The following is a 17,409-nucleotide window of genomic DNA, read 5'->3' on the forward strand; positions in this document are numbered from 1 at the left end:
CAACCTCAGACATTCAACTGCCGCATTGACATTTTTCGGCGAACAGTCCTTAATTAAGAATACCGGGTTGCTGCAAGGTCAGCTCATTTCGGTAAAGATCTGATTCTGTGAAACTGTATGCGAATAGGAGGCTCACGCTCATGTTTGAAACTAAACTTTACGCAGGTACGCGCGAAGAAAATTACGCGACTGCGCTGAATCAATTGAAAGCTCTGATCGACGGTGAACCGGATCGGATCGCCAATCTTGCCAACGCTTCGGCGCTACTGGCTCAATGCTTGGACGACACGAACTGGTCGGGCTTCTATCTGTACGACGGCAAAGAACTCGTACTCGGTCCATTCCAAGGCTTACCGGCATGTATCCGTATTCCGATGGGCAAAGGCGTCTGCGGCACAGCGGCACAAACCCGCGAAACGCAGCTCGTCGAAGACGTACATGCTTTCCCGGGGCATATCGCTTGCGATTCGGCAACGAACAGCGAGATTGTCGTGCCGTTGGTTAAAGACAACGGCGAACTGATCGGCGTCCTCGATATTGACAGCCCGGAACACGCTCGATTCGACGAAAGCGACCGCGAGTTCGTTGAGGAGTTCGCGAAAATCCTAGTTGCTCAGCTTTAAGTTACGTAGGTTGGGGCAGCGAAAAGGCTTCGAGAGAAATTCGTTAGCGTATGCTTACGATGTGTCTTTCTTCGAAAGTCTTTAGGTCGCGTGTTGAAATCGAGAAAAGTTGATTAAACTTGGAATGGATTTTCTCGATTTCAAAGGCGAACGCTAACAGCGTATGCTTCCGAAGTGCGTTTCTTCGAAATGCTTCACCTGCACTGAATTTCTCTCTCCGCCTTTTCGCTGCCCAAGCTACATCGGAGTGTTTTTGAAGATTTAAAGAAGAAGCCCACGTCTCCTTAATGGAGGACGCGGGCTTTTTGTATAATACTAGATTAATTTTATAGCGAATTAAATCCCGTCGCCCCGCAGACTTTCTTGGCGTTCGGCTTCGGTGCGGCCGCCGAGGCGGCTTTGTTTACGGTGACGCCAGTATTCAAACACGCCGATCGTCAGTGCGAGCCAAGCGCCGCTTGCGACGTAGCCGCCGATCACATCGCTCGGATAATGGACGCCGAGGTAGATTCGGCTGAGCCCGATCGTGAGCGTCAGCAAGATGCAGAGAATCAGTGAAATAATTCGAATCGACATCGGGCGAATCATTCGCCAAAGCAAGTATGCCAAAATCCCGTAAAGGGCGAACGCGCCCATCGAGTGGCCGCTCGGGAAGCTGTACGAATATTCTTGCGCGAGACGGTTGATGTCTGGACGTTCGCGTTGGAACAGATTTTTGAGCAAAATATTAATCAGCGCGCTGCCGCCTGTCGCGCATAGGACAAGCAGCGGTTCCCAGCGAAGGCGTGGGATATACAGTAAAAACAGTAGCAAAATCAAAATTAATGCGATAACGACTTTGGTTGAGCCGATCCAAGATAAAGTCTCGGCAACCATTGTCCAGCCCGGTGCTTCTTGCCCTTGAATTCGTCCGATCCATTTATGGTCGAAATCGATAACGCGCTGATTATCTGAGCCTACCATCATCGCAATAATGACGAAGACCACAGCCAATACGCCAAATCCGACCAAACACAAAGTCGTATGCCTCATCGAAGCTTTCGTTTTCCACTTTTCTTTTTCCATTACCATTCAGGACCCTCCGAATTTCTTTTCAAAATCGTGATTAGGATTCATTTTACTGCAACGCTTAAACGCATCGAATTCTCATCATACCACCAAGCCAGCTTTACATTCAATTTACGTATATCTACATGTCGTTAAACACTTCTATCCCGTTTGTAACCAACAAGCTTGGAATTCAAAAAATCCTTCCCCGCCGAAGCGAGAAAGGATTCGTATGAAACGCTAACCGAAACTGGGATGGTCATCAGAAACTTTCGACAACCAAGAAAATATTGAGCGCAATGACCAGAGCCGCAATCGCCCAACCCAACACTTTCGTAATCGGTCGGTTGACTAACCCACCCATCAATTTGCGATCGCCGGTGAACATCATCAGCGGCACTAACGCAAACGCGATCCCGAACGACAATACGACTTGGCTGCTCACCAGCGCTTGAGTCGCGTCAATCCCCGAAATAATCAGCGCGAGCGGCGGTACCATCGTGATTGCACGTCTCAGATACAAGTTGATCCGCTTGTTGATAAATCCTTGCATCACGACATCGCCCGATAACGTACCGACCGACGAACTCGACAATCCCGCGATCAATAGACCTAGACCGAAAGAGATCGCGGTCGCAGGACCGGCAAGTTCACGGAAATGGATAAACGCTTGATCGAGCTCTTCGACCACCAATCCATTTTTGAAAAACAAAGCGGCGGCAATAATCAGCATCGCCATATTCACTGCACCCGCGACGATCATCGCGAATACAATATCGAAAAATTCCAACCGAAAAATCTTTTTCTTTTCTTCTTCGTTGCGTCCTACAATCCGGCTTTGCGTAAGCGAAGAATGCAGATAAATCGCGTGCGGCATCACGGTTGCGCCCAAAATCCCGGCTGCTAGCATAATGCTTTGTGTACCCTCAAATTTTGGTGTGAACATTCCCATAGCGACCGCGCCCATATCCGGTTTTGCCATAAATACTTGAAAAGCAAAAGCCAATACGACCGCGACGACCATCCCTGCAATACCCGTCTCCAAAGCTCGAAATCCTCGGCGTTGAAGTTCTAATATAGCAAACGAAGCGACTGCGGTAATCAATGCGGCTGGAAGCATCGGAATCCCGAAGATCAGATATAGACCGAGCGCAGCGCCGATAAATTCGGCTAAATCGGTCGCGATAATGACCAATTCGCTTTGAATCCACAAAAAGATCGAGACGCCTTTGGGAAAACGATCTCTGGCGATCTCCGGCAAGTTCCGCCCTGTCGCGATGCCGAGTTTTGCAGATAGCGATTGAATCAATACCGCCATTAGATTCGAGCCGAAGATCACCCACAGCAGCATATAACCGTATTGCGAACCGGCTGTAATATTGGTAGCAAAGTTACCGGGATCGATATACGCAACGGCTGCGATAAACGCTGGGCCTAGAAACGGCAATAGCCGTTTGAGCCCTTTCGTTTCTCCGCTTAGTACCGCTTGCGCCGCGATTTCAGTTCGTGTTCGCGATGCGTTTTTTCGTTCTTCGAAACTTTTCGTTCCTTTTTCTTTAGTCCGTGCAGCTTTTGTATCGATATCTTTTTCCATTCTTGCTTCACCTCTTCATTCCCGTTCCATTTATCGACATGCTTATATATTTCCTCGAACTATATTTGTTACTCATGCACACTTTTGTTTCCCTTGTGCAACTTTTGAGTCGATTGTACTCCTTTTCTCTCTATATGTAAACACTGCTATACGCAAACTTAAACATTGGCAATAAAAAAAGCGAAGCTATACTTCCCGCTCCGCTGCTTGATTCGCTATATGGTGAATGATTGGATCTAAACTTCCGTCAAAAGGAAATTGGTGCTGGGCAATCCGTTGTTGTAAGTCTTCCAAAGCTTGTCTAGCGTATACGATCAATTCGGGTGGGTAATTCAATCGCACTTGATTATCCGCAAATTCGTCTTCGTCTACGACATGCCAGCCTTGTGCTTCGTTCCATAATAAATCCAGGTCCAGATCGACAAAAGAAACATGGGATTCATGCTGGATACAAGGCTGCGTAATATTGCAATAGATTGAAATCAATTTGCCGTTTTGGATATCAAAACTAACGGTGAATCCTTCTTGCAGCGCATACACTTCAAGCGAAGCATGAGGAATCGTGAAGGTCTGACCTTTGGTATGGTGCTTGAGCTTCCGACCGGCTTTGCCTTCGGCAATCACAAAATCTTCGCGCTGTTCAAGCAACGTCATCTCCCAATCATAATGCGCAATATTTCCGTATTTCGTCGCATGAACCTGTATATTCACTCCAGATCGTCCTTTCGATATGGGCGAGTCCCACCGTTTTTGACAAATTCCCAGTCCGGCTCGACATTCACTCTTACTTTTTGCAAAAGTTCCATGAGTTGCTGTTGGTCTTGTTCGCTCAGACCTTTGACCGCCGACGCATCGGAGTACCGTTCTTCTTTTTGCAAAAACCGATACATCTCCAGCCCTTTTTCGGTTGGATATAACGTTTTGTTTTTCAGGTTGCCCTGCTGTTGCTTTTTATGAATCAACAGATCGCGTTCCAACTTCTCAATGGCACGCGAAGCGGTCGAACGATCGACTTTCACTTGGGTTAAGATTTCTTCTTGAATAATACCCGGTTGCTCGCAAATACGCACTAAATAAATATATTGATTTTTGGATAACCCGTACGGCTTAAACTCAATATTGGACATCGATTCAAAGCATCTTGCGATCGCACCGATTTCTCGTAAGATTGAACTCATAACGTCCTCCTTTTATTGCAAATGCAATAAAATCATTGTATGCTACATTCATTGCTTTGGCAATACGAGTAAATTAGGAGGTCAACATCATGCAGTGGCATTTGAAATCTTTCGAACAACTAACCGGGGACGAAATATACCGAATTTTAGAGCAGCGCGTGGCGGTATTTATGTTGGAACAAAACTGCTTGTATCCCGAAATCGACGGCAAAGATAACCAGTGTTATCACCTTTTTGCCGAGGAAAACGGACAAATCGCCGCTTACTGCCGCCTGATTCCACCGGGCGTTACGTACACCCAAGCTTCGATTGGACGCGTGCTGGTCAACGATGCTTTTCGCGGACAAGGATTGGCTCAACAGATGATGACGCAAGCGATCACTTTTTTGACCGAAGAACTGGGGCAATCCCAGATCAAAATTCAAGCGCAGCATTATTTGGAGAAGTTTTACGGTTCGTTCGGGTTTACGCCGATCTCCGATGTGTATCCTGAAGACGGAATCCCTCATGTGGATATGCTGCGCGGATAAAGCTATCATTTATCAACGTGCAGAGGTTCAGAGCCGGATCAAAACCATATATAAGATCGTACCGACGGCTATCGAAAGAAACATATTCTTTTTCCACACATGTAACCCGGCGACCACGGCAACCGAAATCAATTCGGGAATTCCGTGAGCGCCGGACATCAGATTGATATTTTTCAAACTATAGATCACTAACAAACCGATGGTCGCAGCAGGTAACACTTTCCCGAGATATTGGATATATTTTGGCGTTGGACGTCCCGGTGGAAAGATCAAAAATGGCAAAAAGCGCGTCGCCATCGTTGCCAATACGACAATCGCGATGATCCAAATCTGTTGGCTCACACTCATCATAACGGTTCTCCTTTTTCGGCTGCGATCGTTTCACGCTCCAACTTTTTGCGCGCCAAAGTCAGAATCGCCAAAATCACAAGCATCGCCGGAATGATAAAACGGTCTGCACCGAATACAATCAAGCACACGACGGACACGCCAATGCCGATCATCGCACTATCGTGTACTTTTTCTTTCATCCATTGTTCAATGAAAATCACGACAAATAATGCCGTCATCACAAACTCCAGACCTTCTAAATCAAAATGTACAAATGACCCGAGAAGCCCTCCAATCGTCGCACCCGCGACCCAATACACATGATTCAGCAGCGTCACGAAAAACATAAACCAACCTCGGTCGACTTCACGCGGAATAGTTGCCGACTGATTCAGGGAAAACGATTCGTCGCACATCCCGAATATCAGATACGGCTTTTTCCAACCGGTGCCTTTGTATTTCTCCAACATCGATAGCCCATAAAATAAATGCCTTGCATTCACCATCAACGTCAAAAGTAACGCTCCTAACGGATTAAAAGCGCCTAACAACAAACTCACCGCTACAAATTCCATCGATCCTGCAAAAATCAATAAACTCATAAAAAAAGCCCATCCTGCACCGAAGCCGGATAGGTTCATGAAGACGCCATAAGCGATCCCCAAAAACATAAATCCAGCCAAAATCGGTACAGTGATTGGGAAAGCAGCTCGAAATGCGGCGAATACAGTCGCTTGTTTGTTCATTTTCCGAATATCGTTCCTTTCCGCCTGCTACTTTACTTCATACTGATTTCTTTTTGTTTAATATGTTGTTTGACTAGCGCGGTAAAAGCTTCTGCTCCGTCTTGCGTTAGATGCACGCCGTCTTCCGAGAAATAATCGCTCCGTCCCGAACTCGCATCATGCCAATCGATAATAGAGACGTTCGGATAAGCTTCTGCCGCTTCGCTGAGCGCTCGATTCACGGTGCGTTCCCAAGCACGCGGCACTCTGACGGTGACGAGATATACTTGCTTTTTGGACTTCAACTGCTCCAACACTTCGTTCAACTTTTTCGAATTAAACGAACCGTTGGTACCGAGTTCGATGACTACGCGGTCGCCAAGCTGATTTTGACTGTCTAGTTGAGATAACAAATCCGGTGCTTCCCACATCTGGCGACCCACTTTGCCATCTACATGGATGTGATCGAATTGCTCTTCCAGATCAGGCTTGGCATCTAAAATAACCGAATCGCCGATTACCGTATAATCTACTTTTTCGACAGGCGATATCGACTTTGAAGGTTGCGGCGAATTTAATGCGTTGGGATTGTTTTTTGTCGAAGCGCCCAACGATTGCGGTTTCGCACCTACTGCATGTGGCTGACTCACGGTGCGATGCACCGCTTGCGAAGCTTGCGTCTGAACCGACACTTTCGAACTTGCGGTCACTGGTGATGCCGAATCATCGGCAAGACGCCACGCCGCAAGACCGATTAACGCAATCCCAACCAGCGCGATTGTCCGCGAACACAAAATATGATGCGTGCGCCGACGCTTGCTTTGCCAGATTCCCGATCCAAAAGCGCGAAATCCGCGTTGACGAATCGGATCTTCGATGTACTTGAACGACAATGCCGCTAACACAAACACAGTTAACACTTGCAGCGTAACCCGCAGCGGGCTCACACCATCTGTGTTGATATTCGGCGTCGTCAATACGATCACGGGATAATGCCATAGATATAGCCCGTACGAATGACGTCCGATCCAGCGCAGCGGCGCTATTCCAAATAAACGTCCCAGCACCGAAGAAGGATGCGCAAGCGCCGCAATCAGAAGCATCGTCGCCAACGCCTGAAGCGCCATCCCGCCTGTATACAGCGCCGAATCGTATTCGCTGCCCGTGAGCATTTGCGTAATCAAAAAGACCAAAGCGGCTATGCCGATCAGTTCCAGCCCGATCTTTTTGCCAATCGAAAGGCTTGAAGACAACTTATGACTAGGCAGGATTACCGCAAGCGCCGCTCCGGCAAGCAAAGCAAAAGCTCTTGTATCCGTCCCGTAATAAACCCGGCTCGGGTCAAGATCAGGATTGTAGAGCAGTGCCATCATTTCTACCGATAACAACGCAAGCCCCAGGATAAACATAAATAACGGAAGTTTTTTCCGCATCAAAGGCGCCAATAGAAGCAACAGGATCGGCCATAGGATATAAAATTGTTCTTCGACCGCAAGCGACCAGAAATGCCCTAGCGGCGAAGGCGCACTAAAGCTCTCAAAGTAAGACACATGATGAAAAATGTACCACCAGTTGCTTATGTATAACGCGCCCGCCGCAATATCTCCGCGCAGTTCAGATAATCGACTTGGATCGGCGAAAAATAACCAGATCATGATCGCGCCGATCACCGTGAACATACCCGGAAGCAATCGTCTTGCGCGTCGTATATAAAAAGTACCTAAAGCGATCGAACCTTGTTCTTGCCACTGACTCCATAATAGATCCGTAATCAGATAGCCGGATAATACAAAAAATATTCCGACTCCAAATAATCCTCCCGGCACGAAATCCAGATTGAGATGGTACGCCATAACAGCAAGTACCGCTAAAGCCCGAAGACCATCCAATCCGTACATATATCGCCGAGGTTGCTGCGTTGCCGACTGTTGACCGGCTTTGCCAAAACGATGAATACTAGAAGAACTTTGTTTGATTTCATCGCTTATTTTTTTATTTTGACTAGCATGTATTCGCATATAAGCTACACCTTTCTTGCTTGTTCACCCTCAAGCTGTAACGCGTCGCTGTATGAATTTTTGAAAAACGACAGCTTCTATTGTACGCCCATTCTCCAAAAAATCTCAAGTTCTTCTCTTTTTTCCCCGGAGCGACGCACTTAGGCTTAAGGTTCAAGCGGCTCGGTAATCGAGCCTTCAGGTGCTTTTCCTTGCTGAAGCTGACGAAGACTGTAACCAAATTTCATCTGAAAATGCGGATAGTCGCGGAAGTTCTCCCAATCCCCGCCCCACTCGAATCCGAGAGTTTTGGCAAGATCAACAACTTCCAGCCAATCCGAGCGTCCGTTATCGTTCAAATCTTGCTCCATATCCCAGACGATCTTGCCGCTCTTGTCCAGCAGAGCAAAATCGATCGCCAGTCCGTAATTGTGATACGATTGACCGCCGCGCGCATTCGTCACGATATTCCCGGGGTCTTCGCGTCCTTGCCGGTATAACCGATCTTGTTCGGCGGAACTGCGAAAATCGGATGTGATCACTACGTCGATTCCTCGGTCTTTGGCTTGACGAATCAACGTATTCATTTTGCTTTGGACTTCGGGATGCAGCGCAATGACTTTTACTTTAGGCTGGGATAATTCCGGCACAAGATCGAAATTCGTGACAATCTTCCAACCGGCTATTCCTGCGACCAACACACAGATCAGTAGCAGTAACAATGAACGCAGGCTGGAAGCCGCTTTTTTTCGATTTCGCTTGTTCGTACGTGTGGCTCTGGATGTCGTCGGCTTATTTGTAGGTTCCGGCATCATTTGCGTGATACGGTGTAGCCTTTATTTTGCAGCAATTTCAATACACCGTCTTCGCCTAGATAATGAGCCGCTCCGACCACGATCAGATAGGTCTGATTTTTACCGCTACGCAAATAGCCGTCGATCTTCTCTGCCATTCCGATATTCCGGTCAATCAGCAAGGCTTTACCGTACTCGGGATCTGCCGAAATTGAGTCGGTCAGAGCCAGCAGCGAAGCTTCGTCTCCGTTTTTCCACATAGTGGCGAGTTGGTCTGTTCCGTCTACGACCGTATCGAAATTGGTGATTGCGGCTTGTAGATTTCGTTGTTGTAGTTGTTCTGACATGCCGCTGAACACGCTAAACTGCGAACGGTACGATTCCAGTGCCAAAATCGGTAACTTGCGTTCATTGGCTTGCTCGATAAAATGCTGATCGATTCCTTGACTGGCTTCGTATCCAGAATCGCTTGTTTTCAAATTATTCAGCATCGTTTCGGCTAACCACGGCTTAAATTGATCGAACGCATTGGCTTGTAAGCCGTTCTTTTTTAACAGATTACCTAATTGCTTGTATGTGGTCGCCGGAATATGATCTTGCAACGTCGTGCCAGCGGGATACATCCCAAGTTCCGATAATAGCGGCTGAACTTCTGCGGTCTTGCTCAGATCGATCTCAACCCCTAAATAATCGGCGGCATCGAAAGCTTGTTGAAATTCTTTGCGCAGCGGATAAAAGCTATCGTCGGCAACATGGATCGATCCCACCAGATAGACTGTCGCACCTTCGTTCTTCACTTCCCATAAAAAACCGCGTGCGGCTTGCCCCGTGGATTTGGAGATCAGTTGTACGGTGCGGGTTTTCTGATCCCACTTCACGCTGTACCCCGTAGCTTCGGCAAGTTCGCGGATCGGAACGAAGCTCACGCCACTGATGACTTTGGCTTTTGTCGGTAGCTTTATCGCTTTTCCATTCACTGTGATGGTGACGATCGAGTTACGAACACTGCTTAATTTGGCGCCAAGCGCTTGGGTAGTAGAGCGAAGCGGAACTAACGTGACGCCTTTTTGGATCATCGATTCACCTTCAAGATCAGCGATCCTTTTGCCATTGATGCTGACTTGTGTATCGGAACTTGGTGTAGATCCCGAAGGCGCTGCCGCGAATATTGGCGAAGAAGAACTCAGCAATCCCACAGCTACCGTCAGCGCGAGCGCTCTTTTTTTCCATAATTTCATAAGTAGGTCTCCTTTAAAGTCAGATGCGATGTCTATATCCCCGTAAAAGGGTCAGCGTTGTTCTTGTCTTGAGATTTGCTACATAGGTTGGTATAATCGTCCCTAATCTATCGTCATGGTTACGTGCTTATCTATTATTGTACCTGATCTAGGTCGGCTACGGATTACGTGTAAAAAGGAGTCTTTTCTATGTCTACGAACGCTTCTCAGTTAACGAAACGAATACAAGTTGCCGCTCGGCGTCTTCCTGCCGATCTGGTCGTCAAAAATGCAAAGATCGTCAATGTGTTTACCGGCGAGATGATTAGCGGCGATATCGCGGTCGTGGACGGAATTATTGCAGGGATCGGGAATTACGAAGGGCTAGAAACTTTGGATGCTCAAGGGCGCACCGTCGTGCCGGGCTTTATTGATGGGCATGTACATATTGAAAGCTCAATGTTATTACCCTCGGAATTTGCTAAAGTTGTGCTCAAACACGGCGTGACCGCGGTCGTCACGGATCCGCACGAAATCGCGAATGTTGCTGGAGAAACCGGCATTCAATATATGCTCGACGATGCGGAGGGTACGCTGCTCGATGTATTCGTCATGCTGCCTTCCTGCGTTCCGGCTACGCCTGCGGAAAGCAACGGCGCGACGCTGGATGCGGCAAAATTGGCTCCGTTTTTGTCGAATCCGCAAGTGCTGGGTCTAGCGGAAGTGATGGACTTTCCTTCGGTCGCGAATACCCGTTCATCCATGCTGGATAAACTTGTGATGACGACAAACGGCGGCGGGTTAATCGACGGTCATGCCGCGGGGATCGGAAGCGAAGACCTGAATATCTACGCGGCGGCGAATATCCGTACCGATCACGAAGCGGTCAATGCGCAAGAAGCGGTAGATCGGCTAAACCTCGGCATGTATCTCATGATCCGCGAAGGTACGGTCGCCAAAGATCTGGATGCGCTGCTTCCTGCGGTGACGCCGCGCAACTCGCGCCGTTGCCTGTTCGTGACGGACGACAAATTGCTCGACGATCTGATCGAAGAAGGCAGTATCGACCATATTGTTCGGCGCGCGATTGCGCAAGGGCTAGATCCGATCACAGCCGTGCAGATGGCATCGCTGAACGCGGCTGAATGTTTTGGGCTGCGCGGAATCGGGGCTGTGGCGCCGGGTTATCAAGCAGATTTTCTGCTGCTGGATGATCTGGAGCAAGTCGAGATTGCGAGCGTGTATAAAAAAGGGCTTTGCGTGTTTAGTAAAGACGCGGAGCAAGAGGTTGCAGAGAGCGATGTAGGGACGGAGTCGGTCGAGGGGAATGGATCGACGGCGTCGGTTGGAGATGAAGGGCTTGAGGACTCCGTGAAATTCGGAGAATCCGCAAAGTCCGTATCCGTTGACGGCGAAGATGTTGCGCGCGCGACTTCGACGGCGTCGCTACCTAATTTGAATGTAAAGCCGGTTACGGTGAGCGATATTTCGATTCCGCTTTCCTCCGATCATGCTCATGTGATCGGAGTCGTGCCGGGAAGTCTGATCACGAAGACGCTGATCGAACAGGTTGAACCGGAACACGGCGAGTTTCCGATTTCCGTGGAACGCGATCTATTGAAGCTCGTCGTCGCCGAGCGCCATCAAGCAACCGGGCAAGTCGGCGCAGCGATTGTCAAAGGTTTTGAACTGAAGCGCGGCGCGATCGCCGGAACGGTCGCGCACGATTCGCACAATATCGTCGCGGTTGGAGCGTCGGATGCAGAGATTTTATACGCGATTGAGCAAGTGACGCAGCTCAACGGCGGACTGGTTATTGTCGAAGGCGGAAAAGTATTGGCATCGCTGCCGCTTCCGGTCGCCGGGCTAATGTCTGCGGAACGCTACGAAGACGTGTACGAGAACATGAAAGTGTTGAACGAGACGTTGGGTATGCTCGGCGCTACGCAAGCGTTCAACCCGTTTTTGATGCTATCGTTCTTGACGTTATCCGTCATTCCAGAGCTAAAGCTGACGGATAAAGGACTATTCCAATTCTCGTCGAACTCGCATATCGATGTGTCGGTTCGAGCGAAGTAAGTCGCTCGGCTCGGCTAACGGATTGTATATCCGTTAGCACAACTTTTCGCCGCTTTTCTCGCCAAAAACCAAGCAAATCTTGCTCTAAGCGTCCTATGAATCCGTTGAGATTCTCTGAACCTCCAAAAGCCGCTCTAAGAGTCACGTGGTTCCGTTAAATTTATGCGCACGCAGATAAAGCTTGCTTTCCGCACATGTTCTACACTTTTCGCCGTACTCTACCTTATATTCGCAACAAAAAAGTCGACTGCCAAAAGCAGTCGACTTTTCATATCCGTAATATTCTTTTAGTGAATATCTTTCTTTTTGAAGCTACCGCCCCGCACTTCCGCTACATCGTAAACGACTACGAAAGCCTCCGGGTCGATCTCATGAATGATTTCTTTGATTTTGCTTTCTTCCAGACGGTTGATGACGCAAGTGATTTCTTTGAACTGTTCGTTGCTATAACCGCCGTAAGCATCCGAATATGTCGCTCCGCGTCCCAAACGATCTCGAATCGTCTCCACCATAATTTCCGGTTGATTCGTAATGATCTTGAATGTTTTCGAACCGCTCAGACCTTCTTCGACGATATGAATGACTTTGGATGCAATGAAGTACGCAAGTGCCGACAGGATTGCACCTTGTAGACCGAATACGAACGATACGACGATAAAAACAAATGTATTTAAAAACAAAATCAAGTCACTCGTACCAAACGGTAATTTTCGTGACAAAAGAACCGCGAGCATATCGATTCCGTCTAATGCCCCGCCGTTACGAAGGGCAAGACCCATACCCATACCGATAATAATACCGCCGACCACTGTAACGAGCAGCGTATCGCCTTCGATAATCGTATGAACATGGTGCATCAAGCTTGCGCTAATGGCAAGTGCAGCGATCCCAAGAATCGAATAAAGCGCAAAACTTTTACCGATCTGCTTATATCCCAAAAAAACGAACGGAATATTAATGATCGCAATCAGAAGGCCGAGAGGCAGGCCGAACAACTGGGAACCCACGATGCTCAAGCCGGTCACTCCGCCATCCGACACTTGGTTTGGAATCAATACAGCTTCAAGACCATATGCCGTGAGAACAGCACCGATCACGATCAACAACGCTTTGGAAAAAATCTTCAACATCTTGTTCTTTTTGGACATTTTCTCTTTCCCCATACGGTTTCCCCTTTCGAAAAAAAGCACTAAGATCTATTTTATACCAATTGGGATCACTTGGGCAAACGAAAACGGGACATCTTGTACATTTCACAAGCTGCCCCGCCTCCTTTTCTTATTAATAAAAGCGTTCCATCACTACGTACTCTTGACCGCCTTTTTTGAACACCACTTGAGTTGTAGCCAGCCCGAATTTTTCGTAAAACGGAACTTTATTCGTGCGAGCGTTACAGCAAATATGCTTGACGCCTTTACGCTTCGCTTCATTAAGAACATGATTGAGTAATTTACTGCCGCACCCTTCGCCTTGACGATCTTCCAATGTCGCAAGCTTGCGGAACTGTGCATCTTTACCTTGTACAAACAACGACACGACCGACACCACTTCTTTGCCATCCATCAGCCCGTAGTGAATCCCTTCATCGTCATCCGGCAACTTAATATAATCGAACTCTTCCTGCGGCCACATCACCTGATGACGCAACTGCCAGACTTGTTCTTTGGTAATAACTTTAACTCCCACTTTCGATCAAACCTCTCATTCGCAAAAAATAGTCATATTCCGTATAAAATCGGCGCGATCCGCCTACCCTTATGTTTACGGATCAAGTAGCGCCCGGTTTCATTTCGCATTGTACCACTTTTGTAGAAAATGTGAGAGGGGGATAGTGAATTTATATAAAAAAGACGGTTAAGATCATTGATCTTAATTTTCTTTTTACAGTTTTTAAAGCACTTCGTATTTTCTCGGAGTCAGTTCTTCTTTTTTCATATTCCACCAAAATGTATCCTTACAATAGATTTGATATGCCCAAAAATCCGGTCCTTCATGATACATAATATTATCGTCATCAGTTAGATCATTTCGTCTCCAAAAAGAATTGATACGATCCACAGCTTCTTTCTTTGAGATTCCAAATTCAGACTGCATTACTTCTGCAATCCACAAACAGTAATCCTTAGCTTTTTCATTAGCTGGAAATACTAATCGGATAGTCATGTTGGTCCTCCTACTTATTCCAATCCTTAATACGCAATCCCTACCCGGGCTCCCACATACTGCCGCTCCCCAATCTCCCGGTAAGCAAACTCCGCTGTATCGCCCACCGATATCCGATCGCCGCCTTCGGGCAGTCTATCGGCTTCCGTGCGATAATTCCCAACCGCTTCCCCGTCCGGCAAATAGGTCGGGCATACAATCGTCCAATCCAGCGCCGATGCTTGAAGTTGCTGATACACAATTTCATGTTCCTCCGCCGCACGCGTCAATTTTCGCTTCGATTCGCTAGATTGATAGCGAAGCAAGTGCGGCTCGGCTCGGCTTTGCAAAATTCCGGCGGTGCCGATCGTAACAACGCGGCGAATACCGCTGTTCTCCATCGCTTCGATAATCAGCGGGATACTGTCGCTCAGCGTCGTCGCTCCGCCTGTATTCAATGCGCTCACGACCACATCGTTCCTCGTTACGGCACGCTGAATATCTTCGGCGCGGCAAGCATCGCCTTGCAAGATCGTCAGATTCTCATGCTCCGAAACTTTGCTTGGATCGCGCACAAGAACAGTCACGTCGTGCCCATCTTCTATAGCTAACTTCGTCATGACACTCCCCACTCGTCCGGTTGCGCCTAATATGAGCATTCGCATTTTTTCGCTCCTTCTACTTTTTTTATTTGTATAAATTTTTTATCGATTCGATACAACAGATATCTCACTAGCTCTAATTAAATGATCATTTGGATATTCATAGATCATATCAATCGTTTGATCCGGCTGTAATTGATCTAGCGTGATTTTTTCTTTATGATCATTATTCACTTGATAAATATTTGTATGTTCATCCAAAACGACTGTATCTGGATTATCTTCTGTAGAGCTTTTCACAGATAGAAGGTACTTTATCTTATACCCGTCTACAATTACAGCTGTTTCTTTCTTCTCTACATGTTCGATAACAGCTTTCGATTTATATTGGGCAAGAGGCGTTTTTGCAGATTCAACAGATATCGCTATGCCTGCTACCATAATAACCGCTACCCCAACAACGCTTAGCCATCCAAGACTTTTTTTATCCATGTCCAAACCTCAATTCGAATAAAATGAATAGGTGCAATATACAGTAAACGATAAGTACAAGAAAAAAGTTTCAAAAGGGTACTGTCAAAAGATCTGTATTTAACCCGGCAATTGATACCCAGCCCAATGTTAGCTATGATAAGACCAAACATGCAGGTGGTGATGGATCGATGACTGCGACCAATAACAAAGCAAAAGCACTAGGGCTGTTCCTCAAATCACGCAGAGGGCGATTGTCGCCGCAGGATGTGAAATTGAAGTTCACTCAAGGACAACGAAAAACGCCTGGTTTAAGGCGCGAGGAAGTCGCCGTATTGTCCGGTGTGAGTCTGACTTATTACACTTGGCTCGAACAAGGACGGGACTTGAATCCTTCCAAAGACGTGATCGACAGCATCGCCCAAGCCCTTCAACTATCTTCAGCGGAGAAAAGTCACTTACATCAATTATGGAATCCTCATCTATCCGAGACACCTCCAGCTACGCAAGCTGTTGTTGATCCACAAATGCAAGCGATTATCGATCAGCTTACTTATCCTTGCCATATCACCAATGAAAAAAGCGAAGTGCTCGCTTGGAACAAAGCCGCGCAAGAAGCTTTTATCGACTTTTCTTCTATACCGGTTCAGGAACGTTATTTTATTCGCCTATTATTTAAAAATCAGGAACTGCGCGAACGTATCGTCAATCTAGAAGAGTTCTCGAATTATTCGGTCGGCGTGTTCCGAACGTACTACGATAAGTACAAAAACGATCCTTGGTTTGAACAGACCGTCGAACATCTGATCCAACATAGCGCGGAATTCGAACAAATTTGGAGACAGTACGAGGTTCAAGTCAAAAAGGATCAACAAGTGATTTTACGCTCCCCAGGCTCCTCGGATACCCAACAATCTGTACACTATCATATTCGTTCGCTACTGTATTTCTCTGAAAGCACGGATATGCACACTTGTATCTACACACCGCTGACCGAAGATCCCGACACTGCCTAGTACTATTTTTACTAGTAAAAACGTTGTGTGGTCGCCTGATTGTAGATCAATTAGACTCACCTTAGGTTCACAAAAATCCTAAACGTGAAATGAGGGCATCCTGTGCTGCAACGAAGAAAACTAGGGAATCAAGGGCTGGAAGTTTCTGCAATCAATCTCGGAACGATGATGATGCCAGATAACGACGAATCGGTACATACCATTCATGGCGCATTGGATCTAGGCGTGACGATGTTGGATACAGCCGACTTGTATGGAGAAGAATTCATGCTGGGTCGTTTCGGAGGGAATGAGAAGCTTGTCGGACGCGCGCTCAAAGATCGCCGCCATCAGGCTATTGTTGCTACCAAGTTCGGAGTCACGCACGCTCAAGGACCAAAAGGCGACCCCGCTTATATTAAAAAATCTGTGGATGCCAGCCTTTATAACTTAGGGCTTGATTACATCGATCTGTATTACCAGCACCGTCCCGATCCAAATACGCCGATCGAAGAAACGATTGGCACGATGGCGGATCTCGTGAAGCAAGGCAAGATTCGATACATCGGCTTGTCCGAAGCACCTGCCGATCTGATCAGACGCGCCCATGCCGTACATCCGCTGACCGCAGTTCAGACCGAATATTCGTTGTGGAGTCGAGAAGTTGAAGATGAAGTCCTTCCCGTCCTCAATGAACTGGGTATCGGTCTAGTGCCTTATAGCCCACTGGGCAGAGGATTTTTGACAGGTCAGATCAAGACCTACGAAGATCTGCCGGAAGACGATTATCGTCGTTATTATCCACGTTTCCAAGGAGAAAACTTTACGAAGAACATCGAGATTGTTTCTCTGATCGAACAAATGGCAATGCAAAAAGGTTGCACCCCTGCCCAACTTAGCCTCGCTTGGCTACTGGCACAAGGTGAACAAATTACGCCTATCCCGGGAACCAAACGATTAGACCGTGTGCAAGAAAACTTAGGTGCGCTGCAAGTGACATTGACTGCCGACGATCTGGCAGAGATTGAACGCATATCTCCTAAAGGTGTAGCCGCAGGCAGCCGTTTTGGTGCTTTCTGATTTAG

Annotated in this window: 19 protein-coding genes; 5 read left to right on the forward strand and 14 right to left on the reverse strand. The window is 47.4% G+C overall.

The genetic code is table 11. The annotated features are described in order from the left end of the window. The first annotated feature begins 140 nt into the window (after positions 1 to 140). Positions 141 to 623 (forward strand): GAF domain-containing protein, encoded by a 483-nt coding sequence (locus tag NOM90_RS10740; protein WP_255941943.1) that lies wholly within the window; start codon positions 141 to 143, stop codon positions 621 to 623. A gap of 336 nt (positions 624 to 959) precedes the next feature. Here NOM90_RS10740 and NOM90_RS10745 read toward each other — a convergent pair whose 3' ends face one another. From NOM90_RS10745 to NOM90_RS10760, 4 genes are all read right to left on the reverse strand, one after another. Further along, a complete protein-coding gene (locus NOM90_RS10745) occupies positions 960 to 1,694 on the reverse strand; it encodes a phosphatase PAP2 family protein (RefSeq protein WP_255941944.1) in 735 nt (244 codons plus the stop codon). Between the two features lie 238 nt (positions 1,695 to 1,932). After that, entirely contained in the window at positions 1,933 to 3,264 is a 1,332-nt protein-coding gene (locus NOM90_RS10750; protein ID WP_255941945.1) for an Nramp family divalent metal transporter, read from the reverse strand. A gap of 186 nt (positions 3,265 to 3,450) precedes the next feature. Continuing rightward, entirely contained in the window at positions 3,451 to 3,975 is a 525-nt protein-coding gene (locus NOM90_RS10755; RefSeq protein WP_255941946.1) for a DUF402 domain-containing protein, read from the reverse strand. Next, on the reverse strand, positions 3,972 to 4,442 hold the full coding sequence (locus tag NOM90_RS10760; RefSeq protein ID WP_255941947.1) for a MarR family winged helix-turn-helix transcriptional regulator: 471 nt from the start codon (positions 4,440 to 4,442) through the stop codon (positions 3,972 to 3,974). Before NOM90_RS10760 ends, NOM90_RS10755 begins: the two co-directional genes overlap by 4 nt. Before the next feature lie 89 nt (positions 4,443 to 4,531). On the opposite strand from NOM90_RS10760, the gene NOM90_RS10765 reads away from it, so the two are divergent. Further along, on the forward strand, positions 4,532 to 4,972 hold the full coding sequence (locus NOM90_RS10765; RefSeq protein WP_255941949.1) for a GNAT family N-acetyltransferase: 441 nt from the start codon (positions 4,532 to 4,534) through the stop codon (positions 4,970 to 4,972). A 27-nt stretch (positions 4,973 to 4,999) separates the two neighbouring features. Here NOM90_RS10765 and NOM90_RS10770 read toward each other — a convergent pair whose 3' ends face one another. The 5 genes from NOM90_RS10770 to NOM90_RS10790 all read right to left on the reverse strand — a co-directional run bounded on the left by NOM90_RS10770 (position 5,000) and on the right by NOM90_RS10790 (position 10,056). Beyond that, positions 5,000 to 5,320: a branched-chain amino acid transporter permease gene (locus NOM90_RS10770; RefSeq protein ID WP_255942425.1), complete on the reverse strand. Its 321-nt coding sequence runs from the start codon at positions 5,318 to 5,320 to the stop codon at positions 5,000 to 5,002. Continuing rightward, on the reverse strand, positions 5,320 to 6,048 hold the full coding sequence (gene azlC / locus NOM90_RS10775) for an azaleucine resistance protein AzlC (RefSeq protein WP_255941950.1): 729 nt from the start codon (positions 6,046 to 6,048) through the stop codon (positions 5,320 to 5,322). Before azlC ends, NOM90_RS10770 begins: the two co-directional genes overlap by 1 nt. Positions 6,049 to 6,080: 32 nt before the next feature. Continuing rightward, positions 6,081 to 8,045 carry an acyltransferase family protein gene (locus NOM90_RS10780; protein ID WP_255941951.1) on the reverse strand — a complete coding sequence of 655 codons (1,965 nt, stop codon included), beginning with the start codon at positions 8,043 to 8,045 and terminating at the stop codon, positions 6,081 to 6,083. Positions 8,046 to 8,191: 146 nt separating this feature from the next. After that, the gene (locus NOM90_RS10785; RefSeq protein WP_370866604.1) at positions 8,192 to 8,836 is read right to left on the reverse strand and encodes a M15 family metallopeptidase; all 645 of its coding nucleotides are present in this window, start codon (positions 8,834 to 8,836) and stop codon (positions 8,192 to 8,194) included. After that, positions 8,836 to 10,056: a TraB/GumN family protein gene (locus NOM90_RS10790; protein ID WP_255941952.1), complete on the reverse strand. Its 1,221-nt coding sequence runs from the start codon at positions 10,054 to 10,056 to the stop codon at positions 8,836 to 8,838. Before NOM90_RS10790 ends, NOM90_RS10785 begins: the two co-directional genes overlap by 1 nt. A 189-nt stretch (positions 10,057 to 10,245) precedes the next feature. On the opposite strand from NOM90_RS10790, the gene NOM90_RS10795 reads away from it, so the two are divergent. After that, complete coding sequence (locus tag NOM90_RS10795) at positions 10,246 to 12,114, forward strand: adenine deaminase (RefSeq protein ID WP_255941954.1); 1,869 nt, start codon at positions 10,246 to 10,248, stop codon at positions 12,112 to 12,114. Positions 12,115 to 12,401: 287 nt separating this feature from the next. Here the strand turns inward: NOM90_RS10795 and NOM90_RS10800 are convergent, their stop codons facing one another. The 5 genes from NOM90_RS10800 to NOM90_RS10820 all read right to left on the reverse strand — a co-directional run bounded on the left by NOM90_RS10800 (position 12,402) and on the right by NOM90_RS10820 (position 15,350). Beyond that, a complete protein-coding gene (locus NOM90_RS10800) occupies positions 12,402 to 13,277 on the reverse strand; it encodes a YitT family protein (RefSeq protein WP_255941956.1) in 876 nt (291 codons plus the stop codon). Between the two features lie 118 nt (positions 13,278 to 13,395). Continuing rightward, positions 13,396 to 13,800 carry a GNAT family N-acetyltransferase gene (locus NOM90_RS10805; RefSeq protein WP_255941957.1) on the reverse strand — a complete coding sequence of 135 codons (405 nt, stop codon included), beginning with the start codon at positions 13,798 to 13,800 and terminating at the stop codon, positions 13,396 to 13,398. A 204-nt stretch (positions 13,801 to 14,004) separates the two neighbouring features. Beyond that, a complete protein-coding gene (locus NOM90_RS10810) occupies positions 14,005 to 14,277 on the reverse strand; it encodes a hypothetical protein (RefSeq protein WP_255941958.1) in 273 nt (90 codons plus the stop codon). 26 nt (positions 14,278 to 14,303) lie between these two features. Continuing rightward, positions 14,304 to 14,921, reverse strand: coding sequence for an NAD(P)-dependent oxidoreductase (locus NOM90_RS10815; protein ID WP_255941959.1), 618 nt, complete (start codon positions 14,919 to 14,921; stop codon positions 14,304 to 14,306). Positions 14,922 to 14,960: 39 nt separating this feature from the next. Beyond that, positions 14,961 to 15,350 (reverse strand): hypothetical protein, encoded by a 390-nt coding sequence (locus NOM90_RS10820; RefSeq protein WP_255941960.1) that lies wholly within the window; start codon positions 15,348 to 15,350, stop codon positions 14,961 to 14,963. Between the two features lie 170 nt (positions 15,351 to 15,520). On the opposite strand from NOM90_RS10820, the gene NOM90_RS10825 reads away from it, so the two are divergent. After that, complete coding sequence (locus tag NOM90_RS10825) at positions 15,521 to 16,345, forward strand: helix-turn-helix transcriptional regulator (protein WP_255941961.1); 825 nt, start codon at positions 15,521 to 15,523, stop codon at positions 16,343 to 16,345. Between the two features lie 105 nt (positions 16,346 to 16,450). Next, positions 16,451 to 17,404 carry an aldo/keto reductase gene (locus NOM90_RS10830; RefSeq protein ID WP_255942426.1) on the forward strand — a complete coding sequence of 318 codons (954 nt, stop codon included), beginning with the start codon at positions 16,451 to 16,453 and terminating at the stop codon, positions 17,402 to 17,404. The last annotated feature ends 5 nt before the right edge of the window (positions 17,405 to 17,409 follow it).

The sequence above is a fragment of the Saccharibacillus sp. JS10 genome, assembly GCF_024436065.1.
In the GTDB taxonomy this organism is placed as follows: Bacteria; Bacillota; Bacilli; order Paenibacillales; family Paenibacillaceae; genus Saccharibacillus.